The organism is Pseudomonas sp. R76, from assembly GCF_009834565.1.
In the GTDB taxonomy this organism is placed as follows: domain Bacteria; phylum Pseudomonadota; class Gammaproteobacteria; order Pseudomonadales; family Pseudomonadaceae; genus Aquipseudomonas.
The window spans coordinates 4,236,619-4,262,267 of the sequence record NZ_CP019428.1; the positions used below are offsets into that span (position 1 = coordinate 4,236,619).

Consider the following 25,649-nt stretch of genomic DNA (forward strand, 5'->3'; position numbering starts at 1 on the left):
ACCCGGAATTGTCTGAATAATTCTGTCTAAGCCGTTGCAGCATGTAACGTTTGGGGATTGGGATGGAAAAACACATGCTCCAGCACGGGCCCTATGGCCACTTCGCCGATTTCTTCATAACCCTGACGTTTATAGAAATCCAGGTAGCGTGAATTACCCGTATCGAGCACCACACCCGAGGAATGCGGGTCCTCGGCGCACCAATTGTGCACGGCTTCCAGCAACTGCTCGCCGTAGTGTTTACCCTGGAATTGCGGATGAATGCCCAACAGCGGCAGCACATGCACCGACTCGCTCGGCAGGCAGGCCAGCACCGCGTGATGGTATTCCAGGTAGCGCCGCGTGCCGCGCACACCGGTGCTCAGCCACATGCGCAATTGCCAGGCCCAACTCTCGGTGATGCCCAGGCGCCGTTGCGGTGGCGCGATCAAGGCGATGCCAATCAGCCGGTCATTGACGAACAGGCCGATGGCGGGCAGTTTCTGAAAAAAATGCTGCTTGACCAGCTCGCGCACCGTGGCGCGCACCCGCTGTTCATAGCCTGGCCGTTCAGCCTCGAAGATGTAGGCGAAGGTCGGCTCATGCCGATAGGCCTGGTACAACATGGAACGCGCCTCGCGGGAATAGCCGCTGTTGAGCAGGCGAATTTCGGCGGTGGCAGTCGAAGTGTCAGGCATACAGTCAATCTCCCTGGGCGCCACTCAAAAGATGGCGTTCTTATGGGTACGAACTTGTACGGCGCGAGTCGTTCCCAGACATTAGCAGTGCAACCGCCCTGCCGCCACGCTGGCCCCCATCCGACTTGTCAGCTAGCATCGCCCTTTTGCCAGACTGGACTGCCGACCATGAAAATCGTCTCCTTCAATATCAACGGGCTGCGCGCTCGCCCTCATCAGCTGGCGGCGCTGATTGAAAAGCATCAACCCGACGTGATCGGCCTGCAGGAAACCAAGGTCCATGATGACCAGTTCCCGTTGGCCGAAGTCCAGGCTTTGGGCTATCACGTTTATTACCACGGCCAGAAAGGCCACTACGGTGTCGCGCTGCTCTCGCGCAAAGAGGCGCTGAGCGTGCACAAAGGCTTTGCCAGTGATGAAGAAGACGCCCAGCGTCGCTTTATCTGGGGCACCTTCGCCGATGAAAACGGCAACCCTGTCACCATCATGAACGGCTATTTCCCTCAAGGCGAAAGCCGCGACCACCCGACCAAATTCCCGGCCAAGCAGCGCTTCTATGCAGATTTGCAGCACCTGCTGGAAAGCCAGTTCAGCAATGAGCAGGCACTGGTGGTGATGGGCGACGTGAACATTTCCCCGGAAGACTGCGACATCGGCATCGGCGCCGACAACGCCAAGCGCTGGCTGAAAACCGGCAAGTGCAGCTTCCTGCCGGAAGAGCGCGAGTGGATGGCACGCCTGAAAAACTGGGGCCTGGTGGACAGCTTCCGCCACTTGAACCCGGACGTGGCCGACCGTTTCAGCTGGTTCGACTACCGCAGCCGTGGCTTTGAGGATGAGCCCAAGCGTGGGCTGCGCATTGACGTGATCATGGCGTCCAATGGCTTGCTGCCCCGCGTGAAGGATGCGGGCGTGGATTACGATTTGCGTGGTTTGGAAAAGCCATCGGACCATGCGCCGATCTGGCTTGAGTTGAGCTGATCTAGGGCTGTACTCGGTCGAATGTGGGAGCGGGCTTGCTCGCGAAAGCGCAGTGTCAGGCAATTAACCTCTGACTGATACACCGCTTTCGCGAGCAAGCCCGCTCCCACATTTTGCTCAGCGGTGTGCCATTCATATTTATGCAACCTGCCTGACTTAATCTCCCGGCACCCCCTTTGGCTTAAGAAGGTGCCGGCATGATGCTGCGCGTTCTGTTCCTGTTGACCCTGCCGCTCTGCGCTGTGGCTGCACCCCTGCCCATCCCCGACCATGGCCCTGCATTGCGCATCCAGGGTTCCAACACCATTGGCGCGGCGCTTGGCCCGGCGCTGGTCAAGGGGCTGATGGAACACCAGGGCTTGCAGGCGGTGCACAGCGAGCCGGGCGACGGCGCCAATGAACAGCGTGTGGTCGGCAAGACGCGCCAGGGAAAAACAGTGACGGTCGAGGTGGCCGCCCACGGTTCCAGCACCGGGTTTACGGCGCTGAAAAAAGGCAGCGCCGACCTGGCCGCATCGTCCCGCCCGATCAAGGACAGCGAACTGGTTGACCTTGAACCCCTCGGCGACCTGAAAAGCCCCGAAGCCGAACAAGTCATCGCCATCGACGGCCTGGCTATCATCCTCAACCCGAGCAACCCACTGAACACGCTGAATACCGAGCAGTTGGCACACGTCTTCAACGGCGAGGTCAGCACCTGGGAAGCACTCGGCGGCCGTGGTGGCGCCATTCATTTATATGCGCGCGATGACCAGTCCGGCACCTATGACACCTTCAAGGAACTGGTGCTGCGCCCGCGCGGCAAGCCCCTTGCAAGTTCTGCCCAGCGTTTCGAGTCCAGCGAAGCCTTGTCTGATGCGGTCAGCCATGACCCGCAGGGCATCGGGTTTATCGGCCTGCCGTCGGTGCGCCAGGCCAAGGCGGTGGCGATTGTCGACGGCGATTCGCAACCTATGTTGCCGGTCACCAGCCTGATCGCCACCGAGGATTACCCGCTGTCACGCCGTTTGTATTTCTACCTGCCGCCTTCGGCGCGCAACCCTTGGGCCAAGGCGCTGGTGGACTTTACCCAGAGCAACAAGGGCCAGGCGATTGTGGCGGCCAATGGTTTTATTGCCCAGCAAGTGCAAGCGATCGGCGTGGAGCCACGCGCCTCAATGCCCGAGGACTATCAAGCCATTGCGCGTGACGCGCAGCGTTTGACGGTGAATTTTCGCTTCGAGGAAGGCAGCGCCAGCCTGGACAACAAGGCCCGCCAGGATTTGCAGCGGGTGGTGGCGTATATCCGCAGCTACGCCAAGCTCGACAAGCAGGTAACGCTGGTGGGGTTTGGTGATGCCAAGGATGATCCGCAGCGGGCGGCGTTGCTGTCGAAGTTGCGGGCCATGGCGGTGCGGCGCGAGTTGGTTAAAAGCGGCGTGGTGCTGCGCGATATTCGCGGGTTTGGCGCGCAGATGCCGGTGGCGGCGAATACGGCGGATGAGGGGCGGATCAAGAATCGGCGGGTGGAGGTTTGGGTGTACTGACCTGAGGGTTTTGTGGTGTTCCGGCTGGCCTCTTCGCGAGCAAGCCCGCTCCCACCTTTGACCCTATTCCAAATGTAGAATGCGGTCAAAATGTGGGAGCGGGCTTGCCCGCGATGCAGGCGACTCGGTCTTATTGCCCGCTGCGCATCAGTTCTTTAGGCACATATTTACCAATCTCGAACTTGCCGATTGCCGCGCGGTGCACTTCATCCGGGCCATCCGCCAGGCGCAAGGTGCGTTGCATGGCGTACATGTAGGCCAGCGGGAAGTCGTTGGACACCCCGGCGCCACCGTGAATTTGGATCGCGCGGTCGATTACCTTCAGTGCCACGTTCGGCGCCACCACCTTGATCTGGGCGATTTCGCTTTTTGCGACCTTGTTACCGACGGTGTCCATCATGTACGCCGCCTTCAAGGTCAGCAGGCGGGCCATGTCGATCTCCATCCGTGAGTCGGCGATCTTGTCGATATTGCCGCCCAAACGTGCCAACGGCTTGCCGAATGCGGTGCGGCTGACGGAGCGCTTGCACATCAGTTCCAGCGCGCGCTCGGCCATGCCGATGGAGCGCATGCAGTGGTGGATACGGCCTGGGCCAAGGCGGCCCTGGGCAATTTCAAAACCACGGCCTTCACCCAGCAGCACGTTTTCGTAGGGCACGCGCACATTGTCGAACAGCACTTCGGCGTGGCCGTGGGGCGCGTCGTCGTAGCCGAATACCGGCAGCGGGCGCACGATTTTCACGCCGGGAGCGTCCACCGGCACCAGAATCATCGAGTGCTGCTGGTGACGCGGCGCATCCGGGTTGCTCAGGCCCATGAAGATCAGGATTTTGCAGCGCGGGTCGCAGGCGCCGGAGGTCCACCATTTCTTGCCGTTGATCACCCATTCATCGCCCTGGCGCTCGGCGCGGGCGGCCATGTTGGTGGCGTCTGAGGAGGCCACGTCCGGTTCGGTCATGGCGAACGCCGAACGAATCTCGCCGCGCAGCAGCGGTTCGAGCCAGCGTTGCTTCTGCTCTTCATTGGCGTAGCGCACCAGCACTTCCATGTTGCCGGTGTCCGGGGCGGAGCAGTTGAACGGCTCCGGGCCCAGCAGCGAGCGGCCCATGATTTCGGCCAGCGGCGCGTATTCGAGGTTGGTCAGGCCGGCGCCCAGTTCGGACTCGGGCAGGAACAGGTTCCACAGGCCTTCGGCTTTAGCCTTGGCTTTCAACTCTTCCATGATGGCGGTGGGCTGCCAGCGGTCGCCTTCATTGACCTGGCGTTCGAACACCGGCTCGGCCGGGTAAACGTAAGCGTCCATGAACGCGGTAACGCGTTCACGCAGTTCCTGAACCTTGGGCGAATAGGCGAAATCCATGAGCAGCTCCCTTCTCTGAGAGGTTGTTTAGGTCATGCAATCGATGCTAGAACAGCGTTGATAATTTACCTAGCCTATTCTCGGCGTGTATTAACATTCATCACCGATATATGATCGGCGTATGAACACCTAACAATAAGAGCGCAACGAAATGAATTTGAGCAAGGTCGACCTCAACCTCTTTATTGTCTTCGACGCGATCTACACCGAAGCCAACCTGACCCGCGCCGGGCAGATCGTCGGCATCACCCAGCCGGCGGTGTCCAACGCGTTGGCGCGCTTGCGCGAAACCTTCAACGACCCGCTGTTCGTGCGCACCGCCCAAGGCATGGTGCCCACGCCGATGGCGCAGAACATTATCGGCCCGGTGCGCAACGCGTTGTCGTTGCTGCGGGTGTCGGTGCAGGAAAGCCGGATTTTCAACCCGCAGCAGGCGGCCAAGACCTATCGCATCAGCATGACCGACCTCACTGAGGCGGTGATTTTGCCGCTGCTGTTCCAGCGCCTGCGCCGCCTGGCGCCGACGGTGGTGATAGAGAGTTTCCTGTCCAAACGCCGCGAAACCACCAAGGAACTCGCCGCCGGGCGCCTGGACTTTGCCGTGGACGCGCCGCTCAACACCGACCCGCAGGTACGTCACGTCAAGCTGATGGAAGACCGTTACGTGTGTGCCATGCGCAAGGGCCACCCGATGGCGGGCAAGGACAAGTTCACGCTGGATGACTACCTGTCGCTGACGCATATCCATATCTCCAGCCGTCGCAACGGTTTGGGCCACGTTGACCTGGCCTTGGGCAAAATGGGCATCCAGCGCAAGATCGCCCTGCGCTCCCAGCATTACCTGATGGCCTCGCAAGTGTTGCAGCAGACCGACATGGTGATGACCGTGCCCGAGCGCTTCGCCCGCCGCCATGAGCTGCACTGGTTCAACCTGCCGGTCAACGATGTGCCACCGGTGGAAACCCATTTGTACTGGCACGAAAGCACCGACCAGGACCCGGCCAACCGCTGGATGCGTGAGCAGATGATTGAGCTGTGCCAGCAAGTCACCGCGCACGAAAAGAAGCTGGATGGCAAGCAAGCCTGACCTGAAGCTGTGTGTGGGAGGGGGCTTGCCCCCGATGGGCTGCGCAGCGGCCCTTGACGTTTACGTCAACCTGCCATTAGCTTAGCGCCAAGACCTTCTTGAGCGCCCCCATGAGCACGACCTACAGCATTTCCGACCTCGCCCGCGAGCTCGACATCACCACCCGCGCCATTCGCTTCTACGAAGAACAAGGCCTGCTGGCCCCGGAACGCCGGGGCCAGGAGCGCATCTATTCGGCGCGGGACAAGGTCAGTCTCAAGCTGATCCTGCGGGGCAAACGTATCGGCTTCTCCCTGGCCGAGTGCCGCGAATTGATCGAACTTTACGACCCCAGCAGCGGCAACCACATCCAACTCAACAGCATGCTTGCCAAGATCGCCGAGCGCCGCGAGCAGCTTGAGCAACAACTGCTGGATATCGAACAGATGAAGCTGGAGCTGGACACCGCCGAAGAGCGCTGCACCCAGGCCCTGGCGCAGACCATCAGCCAGGTTGGCCAATAACCACAAGGTAGCCATCATGCCCCTCCCCTCACACGTGCGCCTGGTCGAAGTCGGCCCGCGCGACGGTTTGCAGAACGAAGCCCGGCCGATCAGCGTCGCCGATAAGGTCCAGTTGGTGGATGCCCTGACCCACGCGGGCTTGAGCTATATCGAAGTCGGCAGCTTTGTGTCGCCCAAGTGGGTGCCGCAGATTGCGGGCTCGGCCGATGTGTTTGCGCAGATACAGCGCAAGCCCGGCGTCACTTACGGTGCACTGGCGCCGAACGTGCGTGGTTTTGAAGATGCCCTGGCCGCCGGCGTGAAGGAAGTCGCGGTGTTTGCGGCCGCCTCAGAGGCGTTTTCCCAGCGCAATATCAACTGTTCCATCAACGAAAGCCTGGAGCGCTTTGCGCCGATCATGGCGGCGGCCAAACAACACGGCGTCAGCGTGCGCGGCTATGTATCGTGTGTGTTGAGTTGCCCTTACGAAGGCGAGATTGCCCCGCAACAGGTTGCGGCGGTCGCGCGTGAACTGTATGCGATGGGCTGCTATGAGGTGTCCCTGGGCGACACCATCGGCACCGGCACGGCGGGCGCCACGCGGCGGCTGTTCGAGGTGGTCGGCGCGCAGGTGCCGCGGGACAAGCTGGCCGGTCACTTCCATGACACTTACGGCCAGGCAATCGCGAATATCTACGCCAGCCTGCTCGAAGGCATCAATGTGTTCGACAGCTCTATCGCGGGCCTCGGCGGCTGCCCTTATGCCAAAGGCGCCAGCGGTAACGTTGCCACCGAAGATGTGGTGTACCTGCTCAATGGCCTGGGGATTGAAACCGGTATCGACCTGGACGCATTGATTCGCGCGGGCGAGCAAATCAGCCAAGTGCTCGGCCGACCCAGCGGTTCGCGGGTGGCCAAGGCGCGTAACGCCGGTTGAGTAGCATTGCTGTGACAATGTGTTACCGCACACCTACTTAACGAGTAACACGGGAACATATTTTGCCCGATTTGCCCTATGCCATTGCCCATCAAAAAATCAAACCATTGATTTTAAAGGACTTTTAAAAGTTGGCACGCCTTCTGTTATCTCTATTGCATAACAAGAATAAAAAGCGCCAAACCTAATAAAAATAAGACGAAACGACTCTGACATAACAAAAACAACACGGCAGAGACGCAGCTAACAGATTTTTTTGGAGAAGATGTGCTTCGCAGGGTACGGCGTGCCGAAACCCGCAACCGGTTAGAGAAAAATAAAACTACCTCAGGTAGCTACCCACTGGTTGGATCGATAACGAAGAAGCAGATCAGCGCTCAAAAAAATACGTTTGCTCTTGACCCCGGATGGGGGTCACCCAAAACAGCGGTAAAGGGTAACGGTTGCCAAAAACAACAATAGACCGCCCCTCAATAATAAAAAAAGAGCACGCAACGACAAATTAAAGGGGACCTTCGGGTCCCCTTTGTGCTTTGTGGGATTCGACAAACGCCGGTCTGGCACCAATCAAAAAATGTGGGAGCGGGCTTGCTCGCGAAAGCGGTTTATCAGTGACAGATGTGCTGGCCGACACTCCGCATTCGCGAGCAAGCCCGCTCCCACATGGTTTTTGGGTTGTTAGTGGGAACGGGTTCTCAGTTCCTCAATCGACATCTCGCGCATGCGAAACTTCTGGATCTTGCCCGTCACCGTCATCGGGAATTCATCCACGAACTTGAAATGCTTGGGCGTCTTGAAGTGCGCAATGCGGCCCTTGCACCAGGTTTGCAGCTCGAGCGCGTTGGCCACATGGCCGGGGTGGAACTTGACCCAGGCGACGATCTCTTCACCGTAACGCTCATCCGGGATGCCAATAATTTGCACATCCGCCACTGCCGGGTGGGTGAAGAAAAACTCTTCCAGCTCGCGCGGGTACACGTTTTCGCCGCCGCGAATAATCATGTCCTTGTTGCGCCCGGCGATGCACACGTAACCGTGCTCGTCCATGCTCGCCAAGTCGCCAGTGTGCATCCAGCCGGCCTCGTCGATGGCGTCGCGGGTGCCTTCGGGGTTATTCCAGTAGCCGAGCATCACGCTGTAACCACGAGTGCACAGTTCGCCGATCTCACCGCGTGCAACCGTGTTGCCGTCGGTGTCGATGATCTTGTTTTCCAGCTGTGGCTGGGTGCGGCCCACGGTGGTGACGCGGCGCTCAAGGTCGTCATTCGCGCCGGTTTGCAGCGACACCGGGCTGGTTTCGGTCATGCCATAGGCGATCTGCACTTCGCCCATGTGCAGCTCGCTGATAACCCGGCGCATCACTTCGATGGGGCACGTGGCGCCGGCCATGATGCCGGTGCGCAAGGTCGCCAGGTCGAACTCGCCCCGGCGTGGGTGATCGAGCAGCGCGATAAACATGGTCGGCACGCCATACAGCCCGGTGGCGCGTTCCTCGGCGACGGCGCTTAAGGTCAGCAGCGGGTCGAAGCCGTCGTTGGGGTAAATCATGGTGGTGCCGTGGGTGATGCAGCCGAGGTTGCCCATGACCATGCCGAAGCAGTGATACAGCGGCACCGGAATCACCAGGCGGTCCTGCGCGGTAAGGCCCAGGCTTTCGCCGACCATGTAGCCGTTATTGAGAATATTGTGGTGACTGAGCGTGGCGCCCTTGGGGAAGCCGGTGGTGCCGGAGGTGTACTGAATGTTGACGGCTTGATCGAAGTGCAGGCCGGCCTGGCGCGCTTGCAGTTGTTCGGGCGGCACGCCTGCGCCGAGGGCTGCCAGTTGCTGCCAGGGCACAAACCCTGGGGGCGGGCTGGGGTCGAGGCTGATTATCGCGCGCAGGTTGGGTTGCAGTTCCTGCAGCATGGCGTGGTAATCGGAGCCCTTGAACGACCCGGCACACACCAGCCATTGGCAACCGGATTGCTTGAGCACGTAGTCCAGTTCACTGCTGCGATAGGCCGGGTTGATATTGACCAGAATCACACCCAGCTTGGCGCTGGCGATTTGGCTGATGCACCACTCGGCGCAATTGGGCGCCCAGATGCCCAGGCGGTCGCCGGTTTGCATGCCCAGGGCGAGGAAGGCACGGGCGTGCAGCTCAACCGTTTCGGCCAGTTGCCGCCAGGTATAGCGGCGCTGCTGATGGCGCACCACCAAGGCTTCGCCATCGGCGTGCTGCGCAACCGTGTGATCGAAGGCCTGGCCGATGGTCATGGCCAGCAAGGTCTTGTCCTGAGCGCCACGGCTGTAGCTCTGATTCGGTTGATCCATAACGACCCCTGTTGTCTTTTTTGTAGGTTGACGTAAACGTAAACTACGATTGACAGCGCCGTAACGCAAGTTTACGTTAACGTAAAGGTGAGCGCCCTCCCCTGGCGCTATCCACACAACAACAAAGCTCACATTAAGGTGCCTGTCCATGAGTTACCCGTCCCTGAACTTCGCCCTCGGCGAAACCATCGACATGCTGCGCGACCAGGTGCAGTCCTTCGTGGCCAAGGAAATCGCGCCCCGCGCGGCTCAAATCGACAGTGACAACCTGTTCCCCGCCGACATGTGGCGCAAGTTCGGTGACATGGGCTTGCTCGGCATCACGGTGCCGGAAGAATACGGCGGCGCCGGCCTGGGCTACCTGGCCCACGTGGTGGCCATCGAAGAAATCAGCCGTGGGTCCGCCTCTGTGGGCTTGTCTTACGGCGCGCACTCCAACCTGTGCGTCAACCAGATCAACCGCAACGGCAGCCACGAACAGAAGCTCAAGTACCTGCCCAAGCTGATCAGCGGCGAGCACATCGGCGCCCTCGCCATGAGCGAACCGAATGCCGGCTCCGACGTGGTGTCGATGAAGCTGCGCGCCGACAAACGCGGCGATCATTACGTGCTCAACGGCAGCAAGACCTGGATCACCAACGGCCCCGACGCCAACACCTACGTGATCTACGCCAAGACCGACCTGGAAAAAGGCCCGCACGGCATCACCGCATTTATCGTCGAGCGCGACTCAACAGGCTTCAGCCGCAGCAACAAGTTCGACAAGCTGGGCATGCGCGGCTCCAATACCTGCGAGCTGTTTTTCGATGACGTCGAAGTGCCCGAAGAAAACATCCTCGGCACGCTCAATGGCGGCGTCAAAGTGTTGATGAGCGGTCTCGATTACGAACGCGTAGTACTGGCCGGCGGCCCGATTGGCATCATGCAAGCGTGCATGGACCTGATCGTGCCGTACATCCACGACCGCAAGCAGTTCGGCCAGAGCATCGGCGAGTTCCAACTGATCCAGGGCAAGGTCGCCGACATGTACACCCAACTCAACGCCTGCCGCGCCTACCTCTACGCGGTGGCCCAGGCATGCGAGCGCGGCGAGACCACGCGCAAGGATGCGGCCGGGGTGATCCTGTTCAGTTCCGAACGCGCCACACAAATGGCCCTCGACGCGATCCAGATTCTGGGCGGTAACGGCTACATCAACGAATTCCCTGCTGGCCGCCTGTTGCGTGATGCCAAGCTGTACGAAATCGGCGCCGGCACCAGTGAGATTCGGCGGATGCTGATCGGTCGCGAACTCTTCAACGAAACCCGCTGAAGGAGCGCGCCCATGGCCACCTTACACACCCAGCTCAACCCACGCTCGGCGGAATTTGCCGACAACAGCGCAGCGATGCGCCTACAAGTCGACGCCCTGCACAGCCTGCTCGCCCACGTGCAGCAAGGCGGCGGCGCCAAGGCCCAGGAGCGGCATACCTCGCGTGGCAAACTGCTGCCTCGCGAGCGTATCAATCGCTTGCTCGACCCCGGTTCGCCGTTCCTTGAGCTCAGCCAACTGGCCGCGTATCAGGTGTATGCCGAAGACGTGCCGGCGGCCGGGGTGATTGCCGGGATCGGCCGCGTGGAAGGCGTCGAATGCATGATTGTCGCCAACGACGCCACCGTCAAAGGCGGCTCGTACTACCCGCTCACGGTAAAAAAACACCTGCGCGCCCAGACCATCGCCGAGCAGAACCGCCTGCCGTGCATCTACCTGGTCGATTCGGGTGGCGCCAACCTGCCGCGTCAGGATGAAGTGTTTCCCGACCGCGAGCACTTCGGGCGGATCTTCTTCAACCAAGCCAACATGAGTGCCCAAGGTATCCCGCAGATTGCGGTGGTGATGGGCTCGTGCACCGCCGGGGGCGCCTATGTGCCGGCCATGGCCGACGAGGCGATCATGGTGCGCCAGCAGGCGACCATCTTCCTCGCCGGCCCGCCACTGGTGAAAGCCGCGACCGGCGAAGTGGTCAGCGCCGAAGACCTCGGCGGCGCCGACGTGCACTGCAAGATCTCCGGCGTGGCCGACCACTATGCCGACAGTGACGAGCATGCCCTGGCCCTGGCCCGGCGCAGCGTGGCCAACCTCAACTGGCGCAAACAGGGCGAGCTGCTGCAACGCACGCCGGTAGCGCCGCTGTACAGCAGCGCAGAGCTTTATGGGGTGATCCCGGCCGACGCCAAGCAACCGTTCGACGTGCGCGAGGTGATCGCGCGGTTGGTCGACGGCTCGGTGTTCGATGAGTTCAAGGCGTTGTTCGGCACCACGCTGGTGTGTGGTTTTGCCCACCTGCACGGCTACCCGATTGCGATCCTGGCCAACAACGGCATTCTTTTCGCTGAAGCCGCGCAAAAAGGCGCGCACTTTATCGAGTTGGCCTGCCAGCGCGGGATTCCCCTGTTGTTTCTGCAGAACATCACCGGCTTTATGGTCGGCCAGAAGTACGAAGCCGGCGGCATTGCCAAGCACGGCGCCAAGCTGGTCACGGCGGTGGCTTGCGCCAAGGTGCCGAAGTTCACCGTGATCATCGGCGGCAGCTTTGGTGCCGGCAACTACGGCATGTGCGGTCGCGCCTACGACCCACGGTTTTTGTGGATGTGGCCGAATGCGCGCATCGGTGTGATGGGCGCCGAACAGGCGGCTGGCGTGCTGGTACAGGTCAAGCGTGAACAAGCCGAACGCGCAGGCACGGCCTTGCGCGCCGAGGAAGAAGCGGCGATCAAGCAGCCGATCCTCGACCAGTATGAAACCCAGGGCCACCCGTACTACTCCAGCGCGCGCTTGTGGGATGACGGCGTCATCGACCCGCAGCAAACCCGTGAGGTGCTGGCCCTGGCCTTGTCCGCTTCGCTGAATGCCCCCATCGAGCCGAGCCGCTTCGGCGTGTTCCGCATGTAAATGGAGCCGTACCCCATGAGCGATTTCAACACCCTCGAACTGATTACCGACAGCCGTGGCTTTGCCACGCTGTGGCTCAGTCGTGAAGCCAAGAACAACGCATTCAATGCCGAAATGATCCGCGAACTGATCATCGCCCTCGACCACGTACAAGGCGACCCGGCCCTGCGTTTCCTGGTGCTGCGCGGGCGTGGCAAGCACTTCAGTGCCGGTGCCGACCTGGCCTGGATGCAGCAATCGGCCGAGCTGGACTACCACACCAACCTCGACGACGCCCGCGAGCTGGCGGAGTTGATGTACAACCTGGCCAAGCTGAAAATCCCCACGCTGGCGGTGGTGCAAGGCGCCGCCTACGGGGGCGCGCTGGGTCTGATCAGTTGCTGTGACATGGCGATTGGCGCCGATGACGCGCAGTTCTGCTTGTCGGAAGTGCGTATCGGCCTGGCCCCGGCGGTGATCAGCCCGTTCGTGGTGCAGGCCATCGGCGAGCGCGCGGCGCGGCGTTATGCGCTGACCGCCGAACGCTTTGGCGGCCAGCGTGCGCGGGACATCGGTTTGTTGGCGGAAAGCTATCCGGCCAGCGAGCTCGACCAGCAGGTGGAACACTGGGTCGCCAACCTGCTGCTCAACAGCCCCGCCGCGATGCGCGCCAGCAAAGACTTGCTGCGCGAAGTCGGGAATGGCGCCCTCACCCCGGCCCTGCGCCGCTATTGCGAAAACGCCATCGCACGAATTCGCGTCAGCGCCGAGGGCCAGGAAGGCTTGCGCGCCTTCCTGCAAAAACGCCCGCCCAGCTGGCAAGCGCAGGAGCCTCGTTCATGAACACACTGACCACTGTACTGGTGGCCAACCGCGGCGAAATTGCCTGCCGCGTGATGCGCACGGCCAAGGCCATGGGCCTGACCACCGTGGCCGTCCACAGCGCCATCGACCGCGATGCACGCCACAGCCGCGAGGCGGATATCCGTGTCGACTTGGGCGGCAGCAAGGCCACGGACAGTTACTTGCAGATCGACAAGCTGATTGCCGCCGCCCAGGCCAGCGGTGCCCAGGCGATCCATCCGGGCTATGGTTTTTTGTCGGAAAACGCCGGTTTTGCACGCGCGATTGAAGCGGCAGGCCTGATTTTCCTCGGCCCGCCCGCCTCGGCGATTGACGCCATGGGCAGCAAATCGGCTGCCAAAGCGTTGATGGAAACCGCCGGTGTGCCGCTGGTGCCGGGTTATCACGGCGAAGCCCAGGACCTGGAAACCTTCCGCGATGCCTGCGAGCGCATCGGCTACCCGGTGCTGCTCAAGGCCACGGCCGGTGGCGGCGGCAAAGGCATGAAGGTGGTCGAGGACGTCAGCCAACTGGCGGAAGCCTTGGCTTCGGCCCAGCGTGAGGCTCTGTCGTCCTTCGGCAATGGGCAGATGCTGGTGGAGAAATACCTGCTCAAGCCACGCCATGTGGAGATCCAGGTGTTCGCCGACCAGCACGGCCATTGCCTGTACCTCAATGAGCGCGACTGCTCGATTCAACGTCGCCACCAAAAGGTCGTGGAAGAAGCACCGGCACCGGGCTTGAGTGTTGAACAACGCAGAGCCATGGGTGAAGCCGCCGTACGCGCAGCGCAGGCCATCGGTTATGTAGGCGCGGGTACCGTGGAGTTCTTGCTGGACGCGCATGGCGAGTTTTTCTTCATGGAAATGAACACGCGACTGCAAGTGGAGCATCCGGTGACCGAAGCGATTACCGGCCTCGACCTGGTGGCCTGGCAGATCCGAGTCGCTCAGGGTGAGCCGCTGCCAATCACACAGGAACAGGTGCCGTTGATCGGGCATGCGATTGAAGTGCGCTTGTATGCCGAAGACCCGGCCAATGATTTCCTGCCGGCCACCGGGCACCTGGCGCTGTACCGCGAATCGGCGCCAGGCCCGGGCCGTCGCGTGGACAGCGGCGTTGCACAAGGCGACAACGTATCGCCGTTTTACGACCCGATGCTCGGCAAGTTGATTGCCTGGGGCGAAGACCGCGAACAGGCGCGCCTGCGGTTGTTGAGCATGCTCGATGAGTTTGCCGTGGGCGGGCTTAAGACCAACCTGGGCTTTTTGCGGCGCATCATCGCTCATCCGGCATTTGCGGCAGCGCAGCTGGATACCGGATTTATCCCGCGTTATCAGGACGACCTGCTGCCGGCGCCGGGAGAGTTGAGCGATGCGTTCTGGCAGGCGGCGGGCGCGGCGTTTATGCAGAGTTTGCCCGCAGGCAGTGGTCCGTGGGCCGATACGCGCGGGTTTCGTGCCGGGCTGCCTGCCGAAGTGTCACTGCATTTGAGCTGCAATGGGCAGGACCGGCGGGTGAGGCTCGAGGGCGCCAACGCGCAGTGGCAAGACGAGCAGCTGTGGATCGAACACAACGGCGTGCGTCGCGCTCATCTGGCGGTGCGCAGCGAAGGCAGCGTGTACCTGCGCTGGGACGGCGAGATGCATGCCGTCAGCCTGTTTGACCCGATTGCCGCCGTCGAGGCTAACCAATCCCATCAGGGTGGCCTAACGGCGCCCATGAACGGCAGCATCGTGCGGGTGCTGGTGGAAGTCGGCCAGGCAGTCGAAGCCGGTACGCAGCTGGTGGTGCTCGAGGCGATGAAGATGGAGCACAGCATCCGCGCGCCCCAGGCTGGGGTGGTCAAAGCATTGTTTTGCCAGGAAGGCGAAATGGTTGCCGAAGGCAGTGCCCTGGTCGAGCTCGAAACGGCGGGCTAAAACTTCGCCGTGGCTTGCACGACCACGCCGAGGATTCGGCAATCGTCGCTGAACAGCAGCTTGGGATAAGTGGGATTGAGCGGCACCAGGTAAAGCTGGCCGCTTTCTTCCCTTAATTGGCGAAAGGTTGCCTGACTGCTGTCGGCCCATTGGGCGACCACCAACTTGCCGGGTTCGGCATCGATGGCCGGGTCTACCAGGATCATCATGCCGTCGCCGATGCTCAGGCCGCTGGGGGCGGTCATGGCGTCGCCCGTGGCAGCCAGAAGGCTTCGCCACGGGCGTGGTAATCGGTCAGTTCGAAACGCGGGGCACCGTAGGTCGGGCGTTCTTCACGTATTTCGCAGACGCCTTTCCAGTCGCTGACCGGGTAGCGGAAATACGGGTTGTAGTGATGTTCCAGAGCCGGCGCCTCTTCGGCTTTCTGGCGAATTTCCAGCGCGACTTCCAAGTAGCCCAACCCCAGCTCGGCGAGCACCCGGTTCATGTCCGCCAGGCTTGGCACACGGCGCTTGTTGAGCCAATGGCCGACACCGCCCTGGGACATGCCCAAGCGTTCGGCCAGTTCATCCTGCGTGACCTTGCGGTCTTTCATGTTGGCTTTGACCAACGCTATCCAGTTATCCATGGGCGAGACAATACGTTGCGTATTTGCCACGACAATAAACAGTTTGTAGTAATCCATCAAATGACATAAATACGATTCGTACTATTATCGAGGGAAGGTTTTCGACATTCACTCAGAGTACCCGCCCTCATGACGACCAGCCCGAATCACCTGCCCGGCACGCCTGGAACCGACGAACTGTTGGGAATGCGCAACAGCGGCGCCGCCCGGCGCGCACTCGACTATTACTTGAAAGAAGATGTGTGCGCGCCGGTCGCGGACGAGCCGTTTTTCGACATCAAGCCCGGCATCAGCCATGAGGACGCGTTGATTCACGCTTCAGACCTATTGCGCAGCGCAGCAGCGGCAGCCTATGAGTCGGCAAACAGTCGCCGTGGCGACGGGCGGGACCTGGCGTTTTCAGTGGTGTATTTGATTGATATGGCGAAGGCGATGGTGGAGCAGACGTTGCGGGCGCCAGTGGGTCATACAAACGCATAACCGGCAGCGCGCAAAAATATTTCTATCCCACGGATAAAAACATTTGACTTGCAAATGATAATGATTATTATTGGGCTCAGCTGATCGCGAGATCAGTCGATAGACCAAGGGACCTTAGGTCGGACTCTTGGAATATCTCCTCATCAGGCTAATCACGGTTTTTGACCCGGCTCTTTGGCCGGGTCTTTTTTTTGCCAGTTTCCCTGGCATGGCTTCAGGCTAATGAAGACTGTGTGTTGCTCGATGGCGCGCATGGTAGCAAAAGACCATCGCGAAAAGAAAGTCGAACGGGCGCTCTAGCCCGGATCTTTACGAAATAGCGCTTGAGAATCAATCTCATAGATTCTAAGCTGCTGCGGCGTCAAGGACGACGCCCCCTCCCCTCTGCAACAATTTCGCATCAGAATTTTGCCTGACTCCTTGTAAGATATCCGCCACACCTCTCGTACTCAGGCGACCCGACTATGACCGTGGCCTTGACCTCCATCAAGATCAGCACCGACTTCGACAGCGGCAATATCCAGGTCCTGGATGCCAGCGACGCCTATCAGTTGCTGCTGGCGATCAAACCCGATACCCGCAGCGCGCATTTCCAATGGTTCCACTTCAAGGCCGAAGGCATGCACGTGGGCCACACCCACACGTTTCGCCTGAGCAACGCGAGCCAGTCCTCCTACAAAAACGCCTGGAGCGGCTACAACGCGGTGGCGTCCTACGACCATATCAACTGGTTCCGCGTGCCCACGCGCTTTGATGGCGAAACCTTGCACATCAGCCTGGAAACCCGCGAGAAGCACGCCTGGATCGCCTACTTCGAACCCTACAGCCGCGAGCGTCACGATTGGCTGATCGAGCAGGCCCTGAACCGGGCAGGCACCCAATTGCTGGCTACCGGTAAAAGCGCCGAAGGCCGCGACATCCAATTGTTGCGCCGCGGTAAGGGTGGCGAAGGCCGACGCAGCGTCTGGATCATCGCCCAGCAACACCCCGGCGAACACATGGCCGAGTGGTTCATGGAAGGCATCATTGAGCGTCTGCAACAGGACGGTGACGCTGAGCTGAAAAAGCTGCTGTCCGTCGCCGACCTGTACCTGATCCCCAACATGAACCCCGACGGCGCCTTCCACGGCCACTTGCGCACCAACGCCATGGGCCAGGACCTCAACCGTGCCTGGCAGAGCGCCAGCCAGGAAATCAGCCCGGAAGTGCTGTTCGTCCAGCAGCAGATGGAAACGTACGGCGTGGACCTGTTCCTCGATATCCACGGCGACGAAGAAATTCCTTACGTGTTCACCGCCGGTTGCGAAGGCAACCCAGGCTACACACCGCGTCTGGAAGCCCTGGAAAAACAGTTCCGCACCCACCTGAGCGCGTTGACCCGTGACTTCCAGACCACCCACGGTTACACCCGCGACCTGCCGGGCGAGGCCAACATGACGCTGGCCTGCAATGCGGTCGGTGAGAAGTACGACTGCCTGTCGCTGACCCTGGAAATGCCCTTCAAGGACAACGACGACGCGCCCAACCCGAAAACCGGTTGGTCGGGTGAGCGCTCCAAACAGCTGGGCAAGGACGTACTGAGCACCGTAGCCGATATCGTCGGCAACTTGCGCTAACTGCTTGTTGTGGCGAGCGAGCGTGCGCGCTCGCCACAACCATCAGTGCTTGGTACCGGTCATGCTTTGCAGCACACCGTCGCGGCGAATCAGCCCGTGGAACAGTGCCGCCGCCAAGTGCAACAACACCGTCAGAAACAGCAGATAAGCCAGGTAACCATGGGCCTTGCGCAACAGCGCAAACAACGGCGCATTGGCCCCCACCAGCGCCGGCAATTGCACGGAACTGCTGAGCATCACCGGGTCACCGGCCGCCGAAATCATCGCCCAGCCCAGCAGCGGCAACACCAGCATCAACCCGTACAACACCACATGGGACGCCTTGGCTGCGAGTGCTTGCCACAGTGGCAAATCGGCGGGCAGCGGCGGTTGCCGGGTGGAAAAACGCACCACCAGCCGCACAATCACCAGCGCCAGAATCGCAATGCCCAGCGGCTTGTGCAGGTGAATCAACCACTCATGGCGCTCCGACACCGACGCCGCCATACCCGCGCCGATAAACAACATGGCGATGACCATCAGGGCCATGAGCCAATGCAGCAGACGCGCCAGTGGCGCAAAAAACTGTGGTTGAACATTCATGGCTTCGACTCCTGAAGGGCACTGTGCAGTGGGCTGACTTCACCGGCGCGGCGCACATACGAACTGGCATAGGCGGCCGAGCGCGCAGCCAACAGCGGGTCGTTGGAGGCTTGAATACCACTGGGCAGAATCAGCGGGTCAAAGTTGATATCGCGGCAATCACCGTCCGCTTGCGGCTGGCTGCTTTGCAGCACCAGAGTGCCCGCGTTCAGCACCTTGTGTTCACCGGCCCAGGTTTTGCTCGCATCATCCAAAGGGTCGCCGGGGTTGGCCAGGGTCATGTTCAACTGCCAACGCAGTGGCCCTGAAGCCAGGCGCTGTACCAAGTCTTTTTCGAGAAAATCACTGCCAGACGGCGCGGTATCGCCCGCTGCATCCTGGCTCTGCGGCACCACGCCCCAGCGCACCGCCTGACGCTTGCCATCGGCGCTCACCAGATAGAAAGCATTGATGCCGTTGTAGGTTTCAGTCGCGTAACTGGCCGAAGGCTTGGCCGTCTTGACCCACGCCAGGAACGGCGCCGTCTCCGGGTGCGCGGCAAAAAACGCCGGCATGCTCGCCGGGTTCGGCTTACCGGTGGCCGGGTCTGGCGCCCCTGCCTTGAGCATCTGGTAGAACGCCTCAGGCGTGCCCACCGGGAACACCGGCATGCTGTTCATGCCGGTGCGCCATTGCTGGCCGTTGGCCTGGCTGAACTGCAGGGCAAAACTGCGGATCGGCACACTGCTGTCCGGCGCGTAAGGGTTGCCGCTGGGCAAAGCAAAACGGCCGATTACCGGGGTTTTGGCCTCGCTGAACACTTGGGCACTGGAGTAAGCGCGCGCCTCAGCGCTGCTCTCGAAATAACCGGCCACACACACGCCTTTGGCATGGTTGCGGCGGAAGCCCGGGTGCAGGCCGTTATTGGTTTCCAGAGCATTGACCAGCGTTTTCGGGCGCAGGCGCTGTGGGTCGAGCGTGCCGTTGACGTAGGCAAACGCACCGGCTACAACGGCAACCACGGCGCCGATACCGGCGAGCCGTGCGATCAGGCTCGCCGTGCTGAGCGGCGGACGGGGCGGTGATGAGTGATCTACCATGAAAAGCTCCAGCACAGAGGGAAAAGAGCTATGAGACGAATCCCACGTAGGTTTATTCCCCCTTCACTGTAGTTATTCTCAGAGCAGATCGCGCATCTCCTACAACTGATTGAATACAGCCTGGCGCTTGCTCAGAAAAGCACGCATGCCCTCCTGCTGATCGGGTGTCGCAAACAAGCCATGAAACAGCCGACGTTCCAGGCGTACCCCATCGTGCAAACCCACCTCCAGCGCCAGCCCCACAGCCTCACGTGCTGCCCGGGTGGCCGTGCGGGAAAAGTCGGCAATCTGCGTCGCTACCGCCAGAGTCTCTTCCAGCAACACCGCCGCCGGATAAACCCGCGACACCAGCCCTGCCTGCTCCGCTTCCCAGGCCATCATTGGCCTGCCGGTCAACACCAGATCCATCGCCTTGGCCTTGCCGATCAACCCCGTCAGCCGCTGGGTCGCGCCCATGCCCGGGATCACGCCCAGCTTGATTTCCGGCTGGGCGAAGGTGGCGGTGTCGGCGGCAAAGATCATGTCGCACATCAGCGCCAGCTCACATCCCCCACCATAAGCGTAACCGGCCACGGCGGCGATGGTGGGCGTACGCAGCTTGGTGAAACCCTCCCAGCCGCAAAAATAATCTTCGTTGAGCATGTCCAGATACGACTTGCCGCTCATTTCCCTGATATCGGCCCCGGCGGCGAAATACTCGGCACTGCCGGTGACCACAAAACAACCGACTTGAGGGTCCTGGTCCAGGCCCGTCAAACAGGTGACCAGCTCCGACATCAGCGCTGAGTTCAATGCGTTTTTTACTTCGGGGCGGTTCAGACGGACCAACACTACCCGACCGTGACGCTCGACTATTACATTCATAAGCACCTCCATAGATTGATGTACTGAAACCGCGTCTTGCATCACGAATCCCAGATCGCGCCATAAGCGGGTATGCCCCTGGCTTCCATTTCTTCCACCACGCGCCGCGTCAAACGCTGATTGGCAATGCAGATCACGGCTTCCGCGCCAAACACCTGCACCGCGCCGTAGGTCAGTTGCATCAGGTCAGGCTTGCCACGTTCATCGGTGTCCCAGATCAGCGCGTTCGGCTGCGTGCGCAGGATTTCGTCCACCAATGCATCACCGTAGGTCTTCCTCGGGCTGCGGGTGGACCAGATCAACTGGATCGGCACCTTGGCCGCCAACAGGTGCGGCATCACCGGGCCGATGCCGCTACCGGTCGCCACGTACACCACTGATTTGAACAACGTTTCCACATGGGCGACCCCGGCCGTGGTGATGCCCTTGACCCACACGTGGCGGGGCAAATCCTCGATGAAGCGCCCCGTCCAGTCCCCGGCCCGGGAAATGATCAAGCGAAACCCGGCCTCGTTCGGTGTCGGGATATTGGCAAACGCGTGCCACTCCAACAGCGGGTGCCGACTGATCGTGGTGGAGGAACCGGCAAACGGCGTGGTGTGCGTGAAGCGGGTAATAACTGCGTGCCCCGAAGGCCGAGTATGTTCAACCGCGACTTTGCGCAGGCGCAGCCACGGCAAGGCGATACTCAAGGTCAGCAACACCAGCATCCAGAACGCGCCGCTTCGTAACAACTGCGCGTCCTGCTCAATCGACGCCAACAGCGTCAGCCCCCAGAACAACAGCAACGCCGACCATCCGGCGAAGCGATGGACCCGTTCGAAACCGTTGTGAAACCGGCCTCGAATTTGGGGATGAGCCATGATCACCATCAACAGCAACAGGCCCAGCAGCAGGCTGGCCAGCCACATCCAGACCGACGACACATTGCCCGGTTGCTGCAGATACCGTGCGCCCTGAACACCGAACATCGCCGTGAACCACGCGGTCGCGGCCAGCGCCGCGCCACTGTGCAGCCCGCCGAAGTGGTAAACCTTCGCCGCGCTGCGCCGGATACGCAGCGGCCAGCACAGCGGTACGCGGGTTGCCAGCCAGAACAACGCATTGATCACATAGTGCTGGCGAACCAGGATCGCCACCGACAGGTTGATCAACACCATCTGCGACAGGGTCTGCACGGACGGGGTTTGCCAATCCAGCCCGAGCAGCACGAACGCGATATTGCCCAGCAACACTGACGCAACGAGACGGTTGTAATAGGAAAATATCGGCAATGCGCGCCAGCGCCGCCAGAGTGGCCGCTTCGGCGGCACGACAATTTGGGCCAGCCGATCAAACATACATGGCCTCCACTGCCGGCAGGGCAAGCCTGGCAACCTGGCGTTTGCGCGCCTGCTGCAGCAGCAATGCCTTGTCGATCTTGCCCCGTGCAGTGAGCGGAAAATGCTCCACCGCGCAGATCATCGAGGGCACACAGTAGTACGCCAACTGCTGCTCACACTGGTGTTTGCAGTCATCAACATTGGCGCTGACCGGCACGACAAAGGCCACCAGGGTGCGGTCGTCGAGCTTGAGCGTGACGGCTTGCGCACAGCCTTCGCCAGCCTCCAGCGCACGGGACACCGCGTCCAGTTCCACGCGAAACCCGCGCACCTTGACTTGATCATCGACCCGTCCCAGGTGTTCGAGCTGCCCATCAAACGTCCAGCGCCCCAGATCGCGCGTGCGAAACATCAGTGCATCCCCACCCAGAAACGGGTCCGGACGATAACGCTCCTGGGTCAGCGCCGGATTGTTCAGGTAACCGGCGGTCACGCCTGCCCCACCGGCCCACATCTCACCCGTTGCACCCAGTTCGCAGGCGCGGCCTTCGGCATCGAGCACATACACGGTGTTGTTGGGCGTTGGCCTGCCGATGGTCAACGCGGCGCCAGGCGCATGCCGATGCAACGTGTTGACGATGGTGGTTTCGGTGGGCCCGCAACCGTTATAGAACTCACAATGCCCTGCCCAACGGTCAGCCAGCGCCTGGGAACAGGGCTCACCGGCGACCGCGACCACCTTCAGATCAGGACACTGCTCGGGCGCCAGCGTCGCCAATATCGAGGGTGTTGCGATCAACACATGGCAGCGCGCAGCCGTTTGCGCAAAGTCCTTACCGCGGATCAGCAGCGTCGCGCCCTGCGCCAGGCAGCCGAGCATTTCCCAGGCGGCCATATCAAAACCGATATTGAGAATCTGCCCCACGTTACGGCCGGGCGCCATTGCCATCCGCCCAGGTTCCGTCAGCAGCACGTTGCACAGGTTGCGGTGGCTTACGCGCACGCCATTGGGGCGCCCGGTGGTGCCGGAGGTAAACAGTACAAAACACAGGTCATCGGTGTCGGCGGCAGAAAACGGCCGGTTATTGTCCTGCGCCACCCAGGGCTCTTCAGCGAGGAACTCGTCAAGGCACAGGTGACTCTGCATGGCGGCCGAGGGCAGGCAATCTTTCAGGTTCGACAGGGTCAGAACCAGCGGGCTGCTCAATGACTCAAGCACCCTCGCCAACTGCAATGGCGGTACGATCCGGGCATCCTGCGGCACATACGCGGCACCGACCTTCAACACCGCCAGCAACCCCACCAGCATGGGAATCGAACGTTCAACGAACAACGCCACCGTGTCGCCGCGCCGCACGCCTTGCTCGACCAGATGCGCGGCCAGTCGGTTGGCTTGGCGGTTGAGCTGTTCATAGCTGATACGCTGGCCCGCCCATTCGGCGGCTACCGCCTGAGGTGTGAGCGCTACCTGCATTTCGATAGCGTGATGCACGCAGCCATGACTTGGCGTAACAGACGCCCCACGCCCCCAATGCTCAAATTTACCCTGTTGTTCGGCGGGCAGATGACCGAGCGCATTCAGGGAAAAAGCTGCTTTATCGGTTGGTGACACACTCATGAACACACCCTCATTCGGTCACTGCCGAAGGGTTTCCGGCAGGTACGAGGGTTGATTGAGCGGCGTGAGGGGTATTACAGGCCCATCGACATTACCAATATTTCTTACGGAAAAATTCAGCATTCCTACAGCCGTTGATGGAATAACCTACGATGGCCGGCGTCCTCCACCTACATACCTAGCCAGACACCAGCCCCATGCACGAACTCGACGAACAGTTACGTGAAGTCATCCCCAGGCTGCGGCGTTTTGCCGTGTCCCTGACCCGTAACGCCAGCAGCGCCGACGACCTGGTGCAGTCGACCCTTGAGCGAGCGATCATCAGTTGGGCCGACAAACGCATCGAAGGCGACCTGCGCGCCTGGCTGTTCTCGATTCTCTACCGGCAGTTCCTCGACGCCCATCGCCGCAGTCGCCGCTACGCGCGCATGCTCGACTTCTTCACCGGCCGTGACGACGCGCAACCGTCGGTGGAGCGCACGGTGATGGCCCAATCGGCCCTGCAAGCCTTCGATCAACTCAATACCGAACAGCGCGCCTTGCTGCTCTGGGTGTCGGTCGAAGGCTTAAGCTACAAGGAGGTTGCCGCTATTCTTGAGGTGCCAGTGGGCACCGTCATGTCGCGCCTGTCCAGGGCACGCCAAGCCTTGCGTCAACTCAGCGATGGCGAAATTGCCAGCCCTTCCCTGCGGATACTCAAATGATCAGCCTGCCCCCCAGCGAACGCGATTTGCATGCCTACGTCGATCACCAACTGTTGGACAGCGACCGCCGCGTGCTTGAAACCTACTTGGCGGCCCACCCGGAAGTCGCCGCCCAGGTGCACGCCTGGCAACAGGATGCGCAGGCGCTGCGCGCGTCACTGAGCGGCGCGTTGCAACAACCGGCCAACCCCGAGTTGGACCCGGCACTGATTCGCCAGCGCATCAAGCATCAGTCGCGCCGCCACTTCGCCAGCGCCGCCGTGCTGCTGATCGCAATCAGCCTGGGCGGCATTGGCGGCTGGCACGCCCGTGAAGCCACGCAACCGGCGATGCTGCCGATGGCCGACGCGATGCAGGCGTTCCGCCTGTTTGCCCAGGACGGCATCATGCCCGCCGACTACAACGCCGAGGACAGCGGCAGCATGCAGGCCTGGCTGGACCGCTACTTCAACCAGGCCCATCGCCTGCCGGACTTGAGCCAATCGGGCTTCAAACCGGTGAGCGGGCGTTTGCTCACCACCGAGCAAGGCGCTGCCGCCATGGTGCTGTACGAAGACGGGCAAGGTCGGCGCATCAGTTTCTACATCCGCCCACCGGGCCCGGAAAACGGCTTCCTGCCGCGCGGCAGCCGCAGCGCCGATGGCTTGCAGGCCGAGTACTGGTCCGGCAGCGGCTACAACTACGCCGTGGTCAGCCCGGTGGGTCAGCCGACTACGTTGAAGTTCTAGAAGCCGACATCGAGCACCACGTTGTCGATATAGGTGCCAGCGGGCGGCGTGGTTTGGTCGGTGTAGACCTTGGCGTTGTAGTTGAACACCTGGCTGCCGGTGCCCAGGCCGTTACCGGGGTTGATCTCGGCCGTGGAGCTGGCCCGCCGCGCCGCGCCCACACTGCCCCAGCGGGTGGTGCCGGCCCCCTGGAAGATGTCGTAAGCGAGAAAATTACTCCCGGACACCATGCGCCGCCGCCCGCCCACGCTCACGGGGTTCTGCCCATCGCTGAGGCCCACGGTATAGGCGCTGCCCTTGGTGCACGCCACACTGGCCTGCCCGCTGACGGTGGAAAACGCCCCGACCACCGGCGCACTGCCGAACGCGATGGGCGGTGTGGTGATCTGGCAGTCATTGACCACGGTCATGCTCACATTCAGTGTGGTGGTGCCACTGTTGACCTCGCGGCCCAGGCATATCCCGCCCAACCCAATGCCCGAACAGTAGTTCCAGTTCCAGAAAATGCTCAGGGTTTCGCTGTACACACCTGCAGCCACGTTGCTGCCAATGGTGGTGGCGAAGTACAGCGGCACGACTTTTGTGCCGGGCCCGAATACCAGGCCAAGGGACGCGGCAATCCCGCCACTGCCGCCGAAATCGAACGCCGTGCCGCGTGTCATCGGGAACGCGGTGGTGTTGTTGGCGTAGACCGTATAGTCGATCACGTCACCGGTCGGCCCGACCAAACCGCCTTGTGAAGAGCCGGTAATGGTTGCGTAGAAATGGTCGCTGGAGGTCAATACCGACAGTACGGCGGGCGTGCAGCTCAAGCCACCGTTGGTGGTCGAACTGGGCTGGGAGGTGGTGCGCACGGTCATCGAACTCACCGTCGTGCCAAAGCTGGCCGGGACGGTGGCGGCCACCGAGCACACGGCCTGCACCTGCGCCGACACGCCCAGGCCCGCCACCAGCAGTAACCGCAACAGCCATTCCTTGACCCGCAC

The 25,649-nt window shown here is 61.3% G+C and carries 22 protein-coding genes and 1 pseudogene; 13 read left to right on the forward strand and 10 right to left on the reverse strand.

Translation table 11 applies throughout. From position 1 onward, the window contains the following. Nucleotides 1-26: 26 nt before the first annotated feature. On the reverse strand, nt 27-677 hold the full coding sequence (locus PspR76_RS18895) for a GNAT family N-acetyltransferase (RefSeq protein WP_159957702.1): 651 nt from the start codon (nt 675-677) through the stop codon (nt 27-29). A gap of 168 nt (nt 678-845) precedes the next feature. Between PspR76_RS18895 and xthA the strand changes: the two genes are divergently transcribed. Together xthA and PspR76_RS18905 are read left to right on the forward strand one after the other, a co-directional pair. Then, nucleotides 846-1,658 (forward strand): exodeoxyribonuclease III, encoded by an 813-nt coding sequence (gene xthA / locus PspR76_RS18900; RefSeq protein ID WP_159957704.1) that lies wholly within the window; start codon nt 846-848, stop codon nt 1,656-1,658. Nucleotides 1,659-1,855: 197 nt separating this feature from the next. Then, nucleotides 1,856-3,184: a substrate-binding domain-containing protein gene (locus tag PspR76_RS18905; RefSeq protein ID WP_159957706.1), complete on the forward strand. Its 1,329-nt coding sequence runs from the start codon at nt 1,856-1,858 to the stop codon at nt 3,182-3,184. 130 nt (nt 3,185-3,314) lie between these two features. Here the strand turns inward: PspR76_RS18905 and PspR76_RS18910 are convergent, their stop codons facing one another. Next, nucleotides 3,315-4,544: an acyl-CoA dehydrogenase gene (locus PspR76_RS18910; protein ID WP_159957708.1), complete on the reverse strand. Its 1,230-nt coding sequence runs from the start codon at nt 4,542-4,544 to the stop codon at nt 3,315-3,317. Nucleotides 4,545-4,695: 151 nt separating this feature from the next. Here PspR76_RS18910 and PspR76_RS18915 point away from each other — a divergent pair, with 151 nt between their 5' ends. The 3 genes from PspR76_RS18915 to PspR76_RS18925 all read left to right on the forward strand — a co-directional run bounded on the left by PspR76_RS18915 (nt 4,696) and on the right by PspR76_RS18925 (nt 7,050). After that, nucleotides 4,696-5,631 carry a LysR family transcriptional regulator gene (locus PspR76_RS18915; protein WP_017136514.1) on the forward strand — a complete coding sequence of 312 codons (936 nt, stop codon included), beginning with the start codon at nt 4,696-4,698 and terminating at the stop codon, nt 5,629-5,631. 110 nt (nt 5,632-5,741) lie between these two features. Continuing rightward, nucleotides 5,742-6,134, forward strand: a complete 393-nt coding sequence (locus PspR76_RS18920) for a MerR family transcriptional regulator (protein ID WP_159957710.1) — start codon at nt 5,742-5,744, stop codon at nt 6,132-6,134. 16 nt (nt 6,135-6,150) lie between these two features. Next, nucleotides 6,151-7,050 carry a hydroxymethylglutaryl-CoA lyase gene (locus PspR76_RS18925; protein ID WP_159957712.1) on the forward strand — a complete coding sequence of 300 codons (900 nt, stop codon included), beginning with the start codon at nt 6,151-6,153 and terminating at the stop codon, nt 7,048-7,050. Between the two features lie 678 nt (nt 7,051-7,728). Here the strand turns inward: PspR76_RS18925 and PspR76_RS18930 are convergent. Continuing rightward, the gene (locus tag PspR76_RS18930) at nt 7,729-9,366 is read right to left on the reverse strand and encodes an AMP-binding protein (protein ID WP_159957714.1); all 1,638 of its coding nucleotides are present in this window, start codon (nt 9,364-9,366) and stop codon (nt 7,729-7,731) included. A 148-nt stretch (nt 9,367-9,514) separates the two neighbouring features. Here PspR76_RS18930 and PspR76_RS18935 point away from each other — a divergent pair, with 148 nt between their 5' ends. From PspR76_RS18935 to PspR76_RS18950, 4 genes are read left to right on the forward strand one after another with little or no spacing between them, the layout of a single operon-like run. Continuing rightward, on the forward strand, nt 9,515-10,678 hold the full coding sequence (locus PspR76_RS18935; RefSeq protein WP_159957716.1) for an isovaleryl-CoA dehydrogenase: 1,164 nt from the start codon (nt 9,515-9,517) through the stop codon (nt 10,676-10,678). Nucleotides 10,679-10,690: 12 nt separating this feature from the next. Further along, entirely contained in the window at nt 10,691-12,298 is a 1,608-nt protein-coding gene (locus PspR76_RS18940) for a carboxyl transferase domain-containing protein (RefSeq protein ID WP_159957718.1), read from the forward strand. A gap of 15 nt (nt 12,299-12,313) precedes the next feature. After that, entirely contained in the window at nt 12,314-13,120 is an 807-nt protein-coding gene (locus PspR76_RS18945; RefSeq protein WP_159957720.1) for a gamma-carboxygeranoyl-CoA hydratase, read from the forward strand. After that, nucleotides 13,117-15,042, forward strand: coding sequence for an acetyl/propionyl/methylcrotonyl-CoA carboxylase subunit alpha (locus tag PspR76_RS18950; RefSeq protein WP_159957722.1), 1,926 nt, complete (start codon nt 13,117-13,119; stop codon nt 15,040-15,042). Before PspR76_RS18945 ends, PspR76_RS18950 begins: the two co-directional genes overlap by 4 nt. On the opposite strand, the pseudogene PspR76_RS18955 reads toward PspR76_RS18950, so the two are convergent. Continuing rightward, nucleotides 15,039-15,670 (reverse strand): annotated as a pseudogene (locus PspR76_RS18955) (LexA family protein). The gene PspR76_RS18950 and the pseudogene PspR76_RS18955 sit on opposite strands and share 4 nt — an antisense overlap. Nucleotides 15,671-15,799: 129 nt before the next feature. Between PspR76_RS18955 and PspR76_RS18960 the strand changes: the two are divergent. Beyond that, nucleotides 15,800-16,150 (forward strand): DUF6124 family protein, encoded by a 351-nt coding sequence (locus PspR76_RS18960; protein ID WP_159957724.1) that lies wholly within the window; start codon nt 15,800-15,802, stop codon nt 16,148-16,150. A gap of 464 nt (nt 16,151-16,614) precedes the next feature. After that, on the forward strand, nt 16,615-17,766 hold the full coding sequence (locus PspR76_RS18965) for a M14 family metallopeptidase (protein ID WP_159957726.1): 1,152 nt from the start codon (nt 16,615-16,617) through the stop codon (nt 17,764-17,766). A 42-nt stretch (nt 17,767-17,808) separates the two neighbouring features. Here PspR76_RS18965 and PspR76_RS18970 read toward each other — a convergent pair whose 3' ends face one another. The 5 genes from PspR76_RS18970 to PspR76_RS18990 all read right to left on the reverse strand — a co-directional run bounded on the left by PspR76_RS18970 (nt 17,809) and on the right by PspR76_RS18990 (nt 23,231). After that, nucleotides 17,809-18,348: a cytochrome b gene (locus tag PspR76_RS18970; protein WP_159957728.1), complete on the reverse strand. Its 540-nt coding sequence runs from the start codon at nt 18,346-18,348 to the stop codon at nt 17,809-17,811. Beyond that, complete coding sequence (locus tag PspR76_RS18975; RefSeq protein WP_159957730.1) at nt 18,345-19,427, reverse strand: catalase family peroxidase; 1,083 nt, start codon at nt 19,425-19,427, stop codon at nt 18,345-18,347. The genes PspR76_RS18970 and PspR76_RS18975 overlap by 4 nt, the downstream gene beginning before the upstream one ends. 99 nt (nt 19,428-19,526) lie before the next feature. Beyond that, the gene (locus PspR76_RS18980) at nt 19,527-20,291 is read right to left on the reverse strand and encodes an enoyl-CoA hydratase-related protein (RefSeq protein ID WP_159957732.1); all 765 of its coding nucleotides are present in this window, start codon (nt 20,289-20,291) and stop codon (nt 19,527-19,529) included. 41 nt (nt 20,292-20,332) lie between these two features. Next, complete coding sequence (locus tag PspR76_RS18985; protein ID WP_159957734.1) at nt 20,333-21,631, reverse strand: hypothetical protein; 1,299 nt, start codon at nt 21,629-21,631, stop codon at nt 20,333-20,335. After that, a complete protein-coding gene (locus tag PspR76_RS18990; RefSeq protein WP_159957736.1) occupies nt 21,624-23,231 on the reverse strand; it encodes an amino acid adenylation domain-containing protein in 1,608 nt (535 codons plus the stop codon). The genes PspR76_RS18985 and PspR76_RS18990 overlap by 8 nt, the downstream gene beginning before the upstream one ends. Before the next feature lie 197 nt (nt 23,232-23,428). Between PspR76_RS18990 and PspR76_RS18995 the strand changes: the two genes are divergently transcribed. Together PspR76_RS18995 and PspR76_RS19000 are read left to right on the forward strand one after the other, a co-directional pair. Then, complete coding sequence (locus PspR76_RS18995; RefSeq protein WP_159957738.1) at nt 23,429-23,935, forward strand: RNA polymerase sigma factor; 507 nt, start codon at nt 23,429-23,431, stop codon at nt 23,933-23,935. Further along, nucleotides 23,932-24,663 (forward strand): anti-sigma factor family protein, encoded by a 732-nt coding sequence (locus tag PspR76_RS19000; protein ID WP_159957740.1) that lies wholly within the window; start codon nt 23,932-23,934, stop codon nt 24,661-24,663. Before PspR76_RS18995 ends, PspR76_RS19000 begins: the two co-directional genes overlap by 4 nt. Here PspR76_RS19000 and PspR76_RS19005 read toward each other — a convergent pair. Further along, on the reverse strand, nt 24,660-25,649 hold the full coding sequence (locus PspR76_RS19005; protein WP_442966690.1) for a Csu type fimbrial protein: 990 nt from the start codon (nt 25,647-25,649) through the stop codon (nt 24,660-24,662). The genes PspR76_RS19000 and PspR76_RS19005 overlap by 4 nt on opposite strands.

Excerpts from the sequence above, each read along its gene's own strand:
- PspR76_RS18895 (WP_159957702.1), bottom strand. The coding sequence starts at position 677 with ATGCCTGACACTTCGACTGCCACCGCCGAAATTCGCCTGCTCAACAGC.
- xthA (WP_159957704.1), top strand. The coding sequence starts at position 846 with ATGAAAATCGTCTCCTTCAATATCAACGGGCTGCGCGCTCGCCCTCAT.
- PspR76_RS18905 (WP_159957706.1), top strand. The coding sequence starts at position 1,856 with ATGATGCTGCGCGTTCTGTTCCTGTTGACCCTGCCGCTCTGCGCTGTG.
- PspR76_RS18910 (WP_159957708.1), bottom strand. The coding sequence starts at position 4,544 with ATGGATTTCGCCTATTCGCCCAAGGTTCAGGAACTGCGTGAACGCGTT.
- PspR76_RS18915 (WP_017136514.1), top strand. The coding sequence starts at position 4,696 with ATGAATTTGAGCAAGGTCGACCTCAACCTCTTTATTGTCTTCGACGCG.
- PspR76_RS18920 (WP_159957710.1), top strand. The coding sequence starts at position 5,742 with ATGAGCACGACCTACAGCATTTCCGACCTCGCCCGCGAGCTCGACATC.
- PspR76_RS18925 (WP_159957712.1), top strand. The coding sequence starts at position 6,151 with ATGCCCCTCCCCTCACACGTGCGCCTGGTCGAAGTCGGCCCGCGCGAC.
- PspR76_RS18930 (WP_159957714.1), bottom strand. The coding sequence starts at position 9,366 with ATGGATCAACCGAATCAGAGCTACAGCCGTGGCGCTCAGGACAAGACC.
- PspR76_RS18935 (WP_159957716.1), top strand. The coding sequence starts at position 9,515 with ATGAGTTACCCGTCCCTGAACTTCGCCCTCGGCGAAACCATCGACATG.
- PspR76_RS18940 (WP_159957718.1), top strand. The coding sequence starts at position 10,691 with ATGGCCACCTTACACACCCAGCTCAACCCACGCTCGGCGGAATTTGCC.
- PspR76_RS18945 (WP_159957720.1), top strand. The coding sequence starts at position 12,314 with ATGAGCGATTTCAACACCCTCGAACTGATTACCGACAGCCGTGGCTTT.
- PspR76_RS18950 (WP_159957722.1), top strand. The coding sequence starts at position 13,117 with ATGAACACACTGACCACTGTACTGGTGGCCAACCGCGGCGAAATTGCC.
- PspR76_RS18960 (WP_159957724.1), top strand. The coding sequence starts at position 15,800 with ATGACGACCAGCCCGAATCACCTGCCCGGCACGCCTGGAACCGACGAA.
- PspR76_RS18965 (WP_159957726.1), top strand. The coding sequence starts at position 16,615 with ATGACCGTGGCCTTGACCTCCATCAAGATCAGCACCGACTTCGACAGC.
- PspR76_RS18970 (WP_159957728.1), bottom strand. The coding sequence starts at position 18,348 with ATGAATGTTCAACCACAGTTTTTTGCGCCACTGGCGCGTCTGCTGCAT.
- PspR76_RS18975 (WP_159957730.1), bottom strand. The coding sequence starts at position 19,427 with ATGGTAGATCACTCATCACCGCCCCGTCCGCCGCTCAGCACGGCGAGC.
- PspR76_RS18980 (WP_159957732.1), bottom strand. The coding sequence starts at position 20,291 with ATGAATGTAATAGTCGAGCGTCACGGTCGGGTAGTGTTGGTCCGTCTG.
- PspR76_RS18985 (WP_159957734.1), bottom strand. The coding sequence starts at position 21,631 with ATGTTTGATCGGCTGGCCCAAATTGTCGTGCCGCCGAAGCGGCCACTC.
- PspR76_RS18990 (WP_159957736.1), bottom strand. The coding sequence starts at position 23,231 with ATGAGTGTGTCACCAACCGATAAAGCAGCTTTTTCCCTGAATGCGCTC.
- PspR76_RS18995 (WP_159957738.1), top strand. The coding sequence starts at position 23,429 with ATGCACGAACTCGACGAACAGTTACGTGAAGTCATCCCCAGGCTGCGG.
- PspR76_RS19000 (WP_159957740.1), top strand. The coding sequence starts at position 23,932 with ATGATCAGCCTGCCCCCCAGCGAACGCGATTTGCATGCCTACGTCGAT.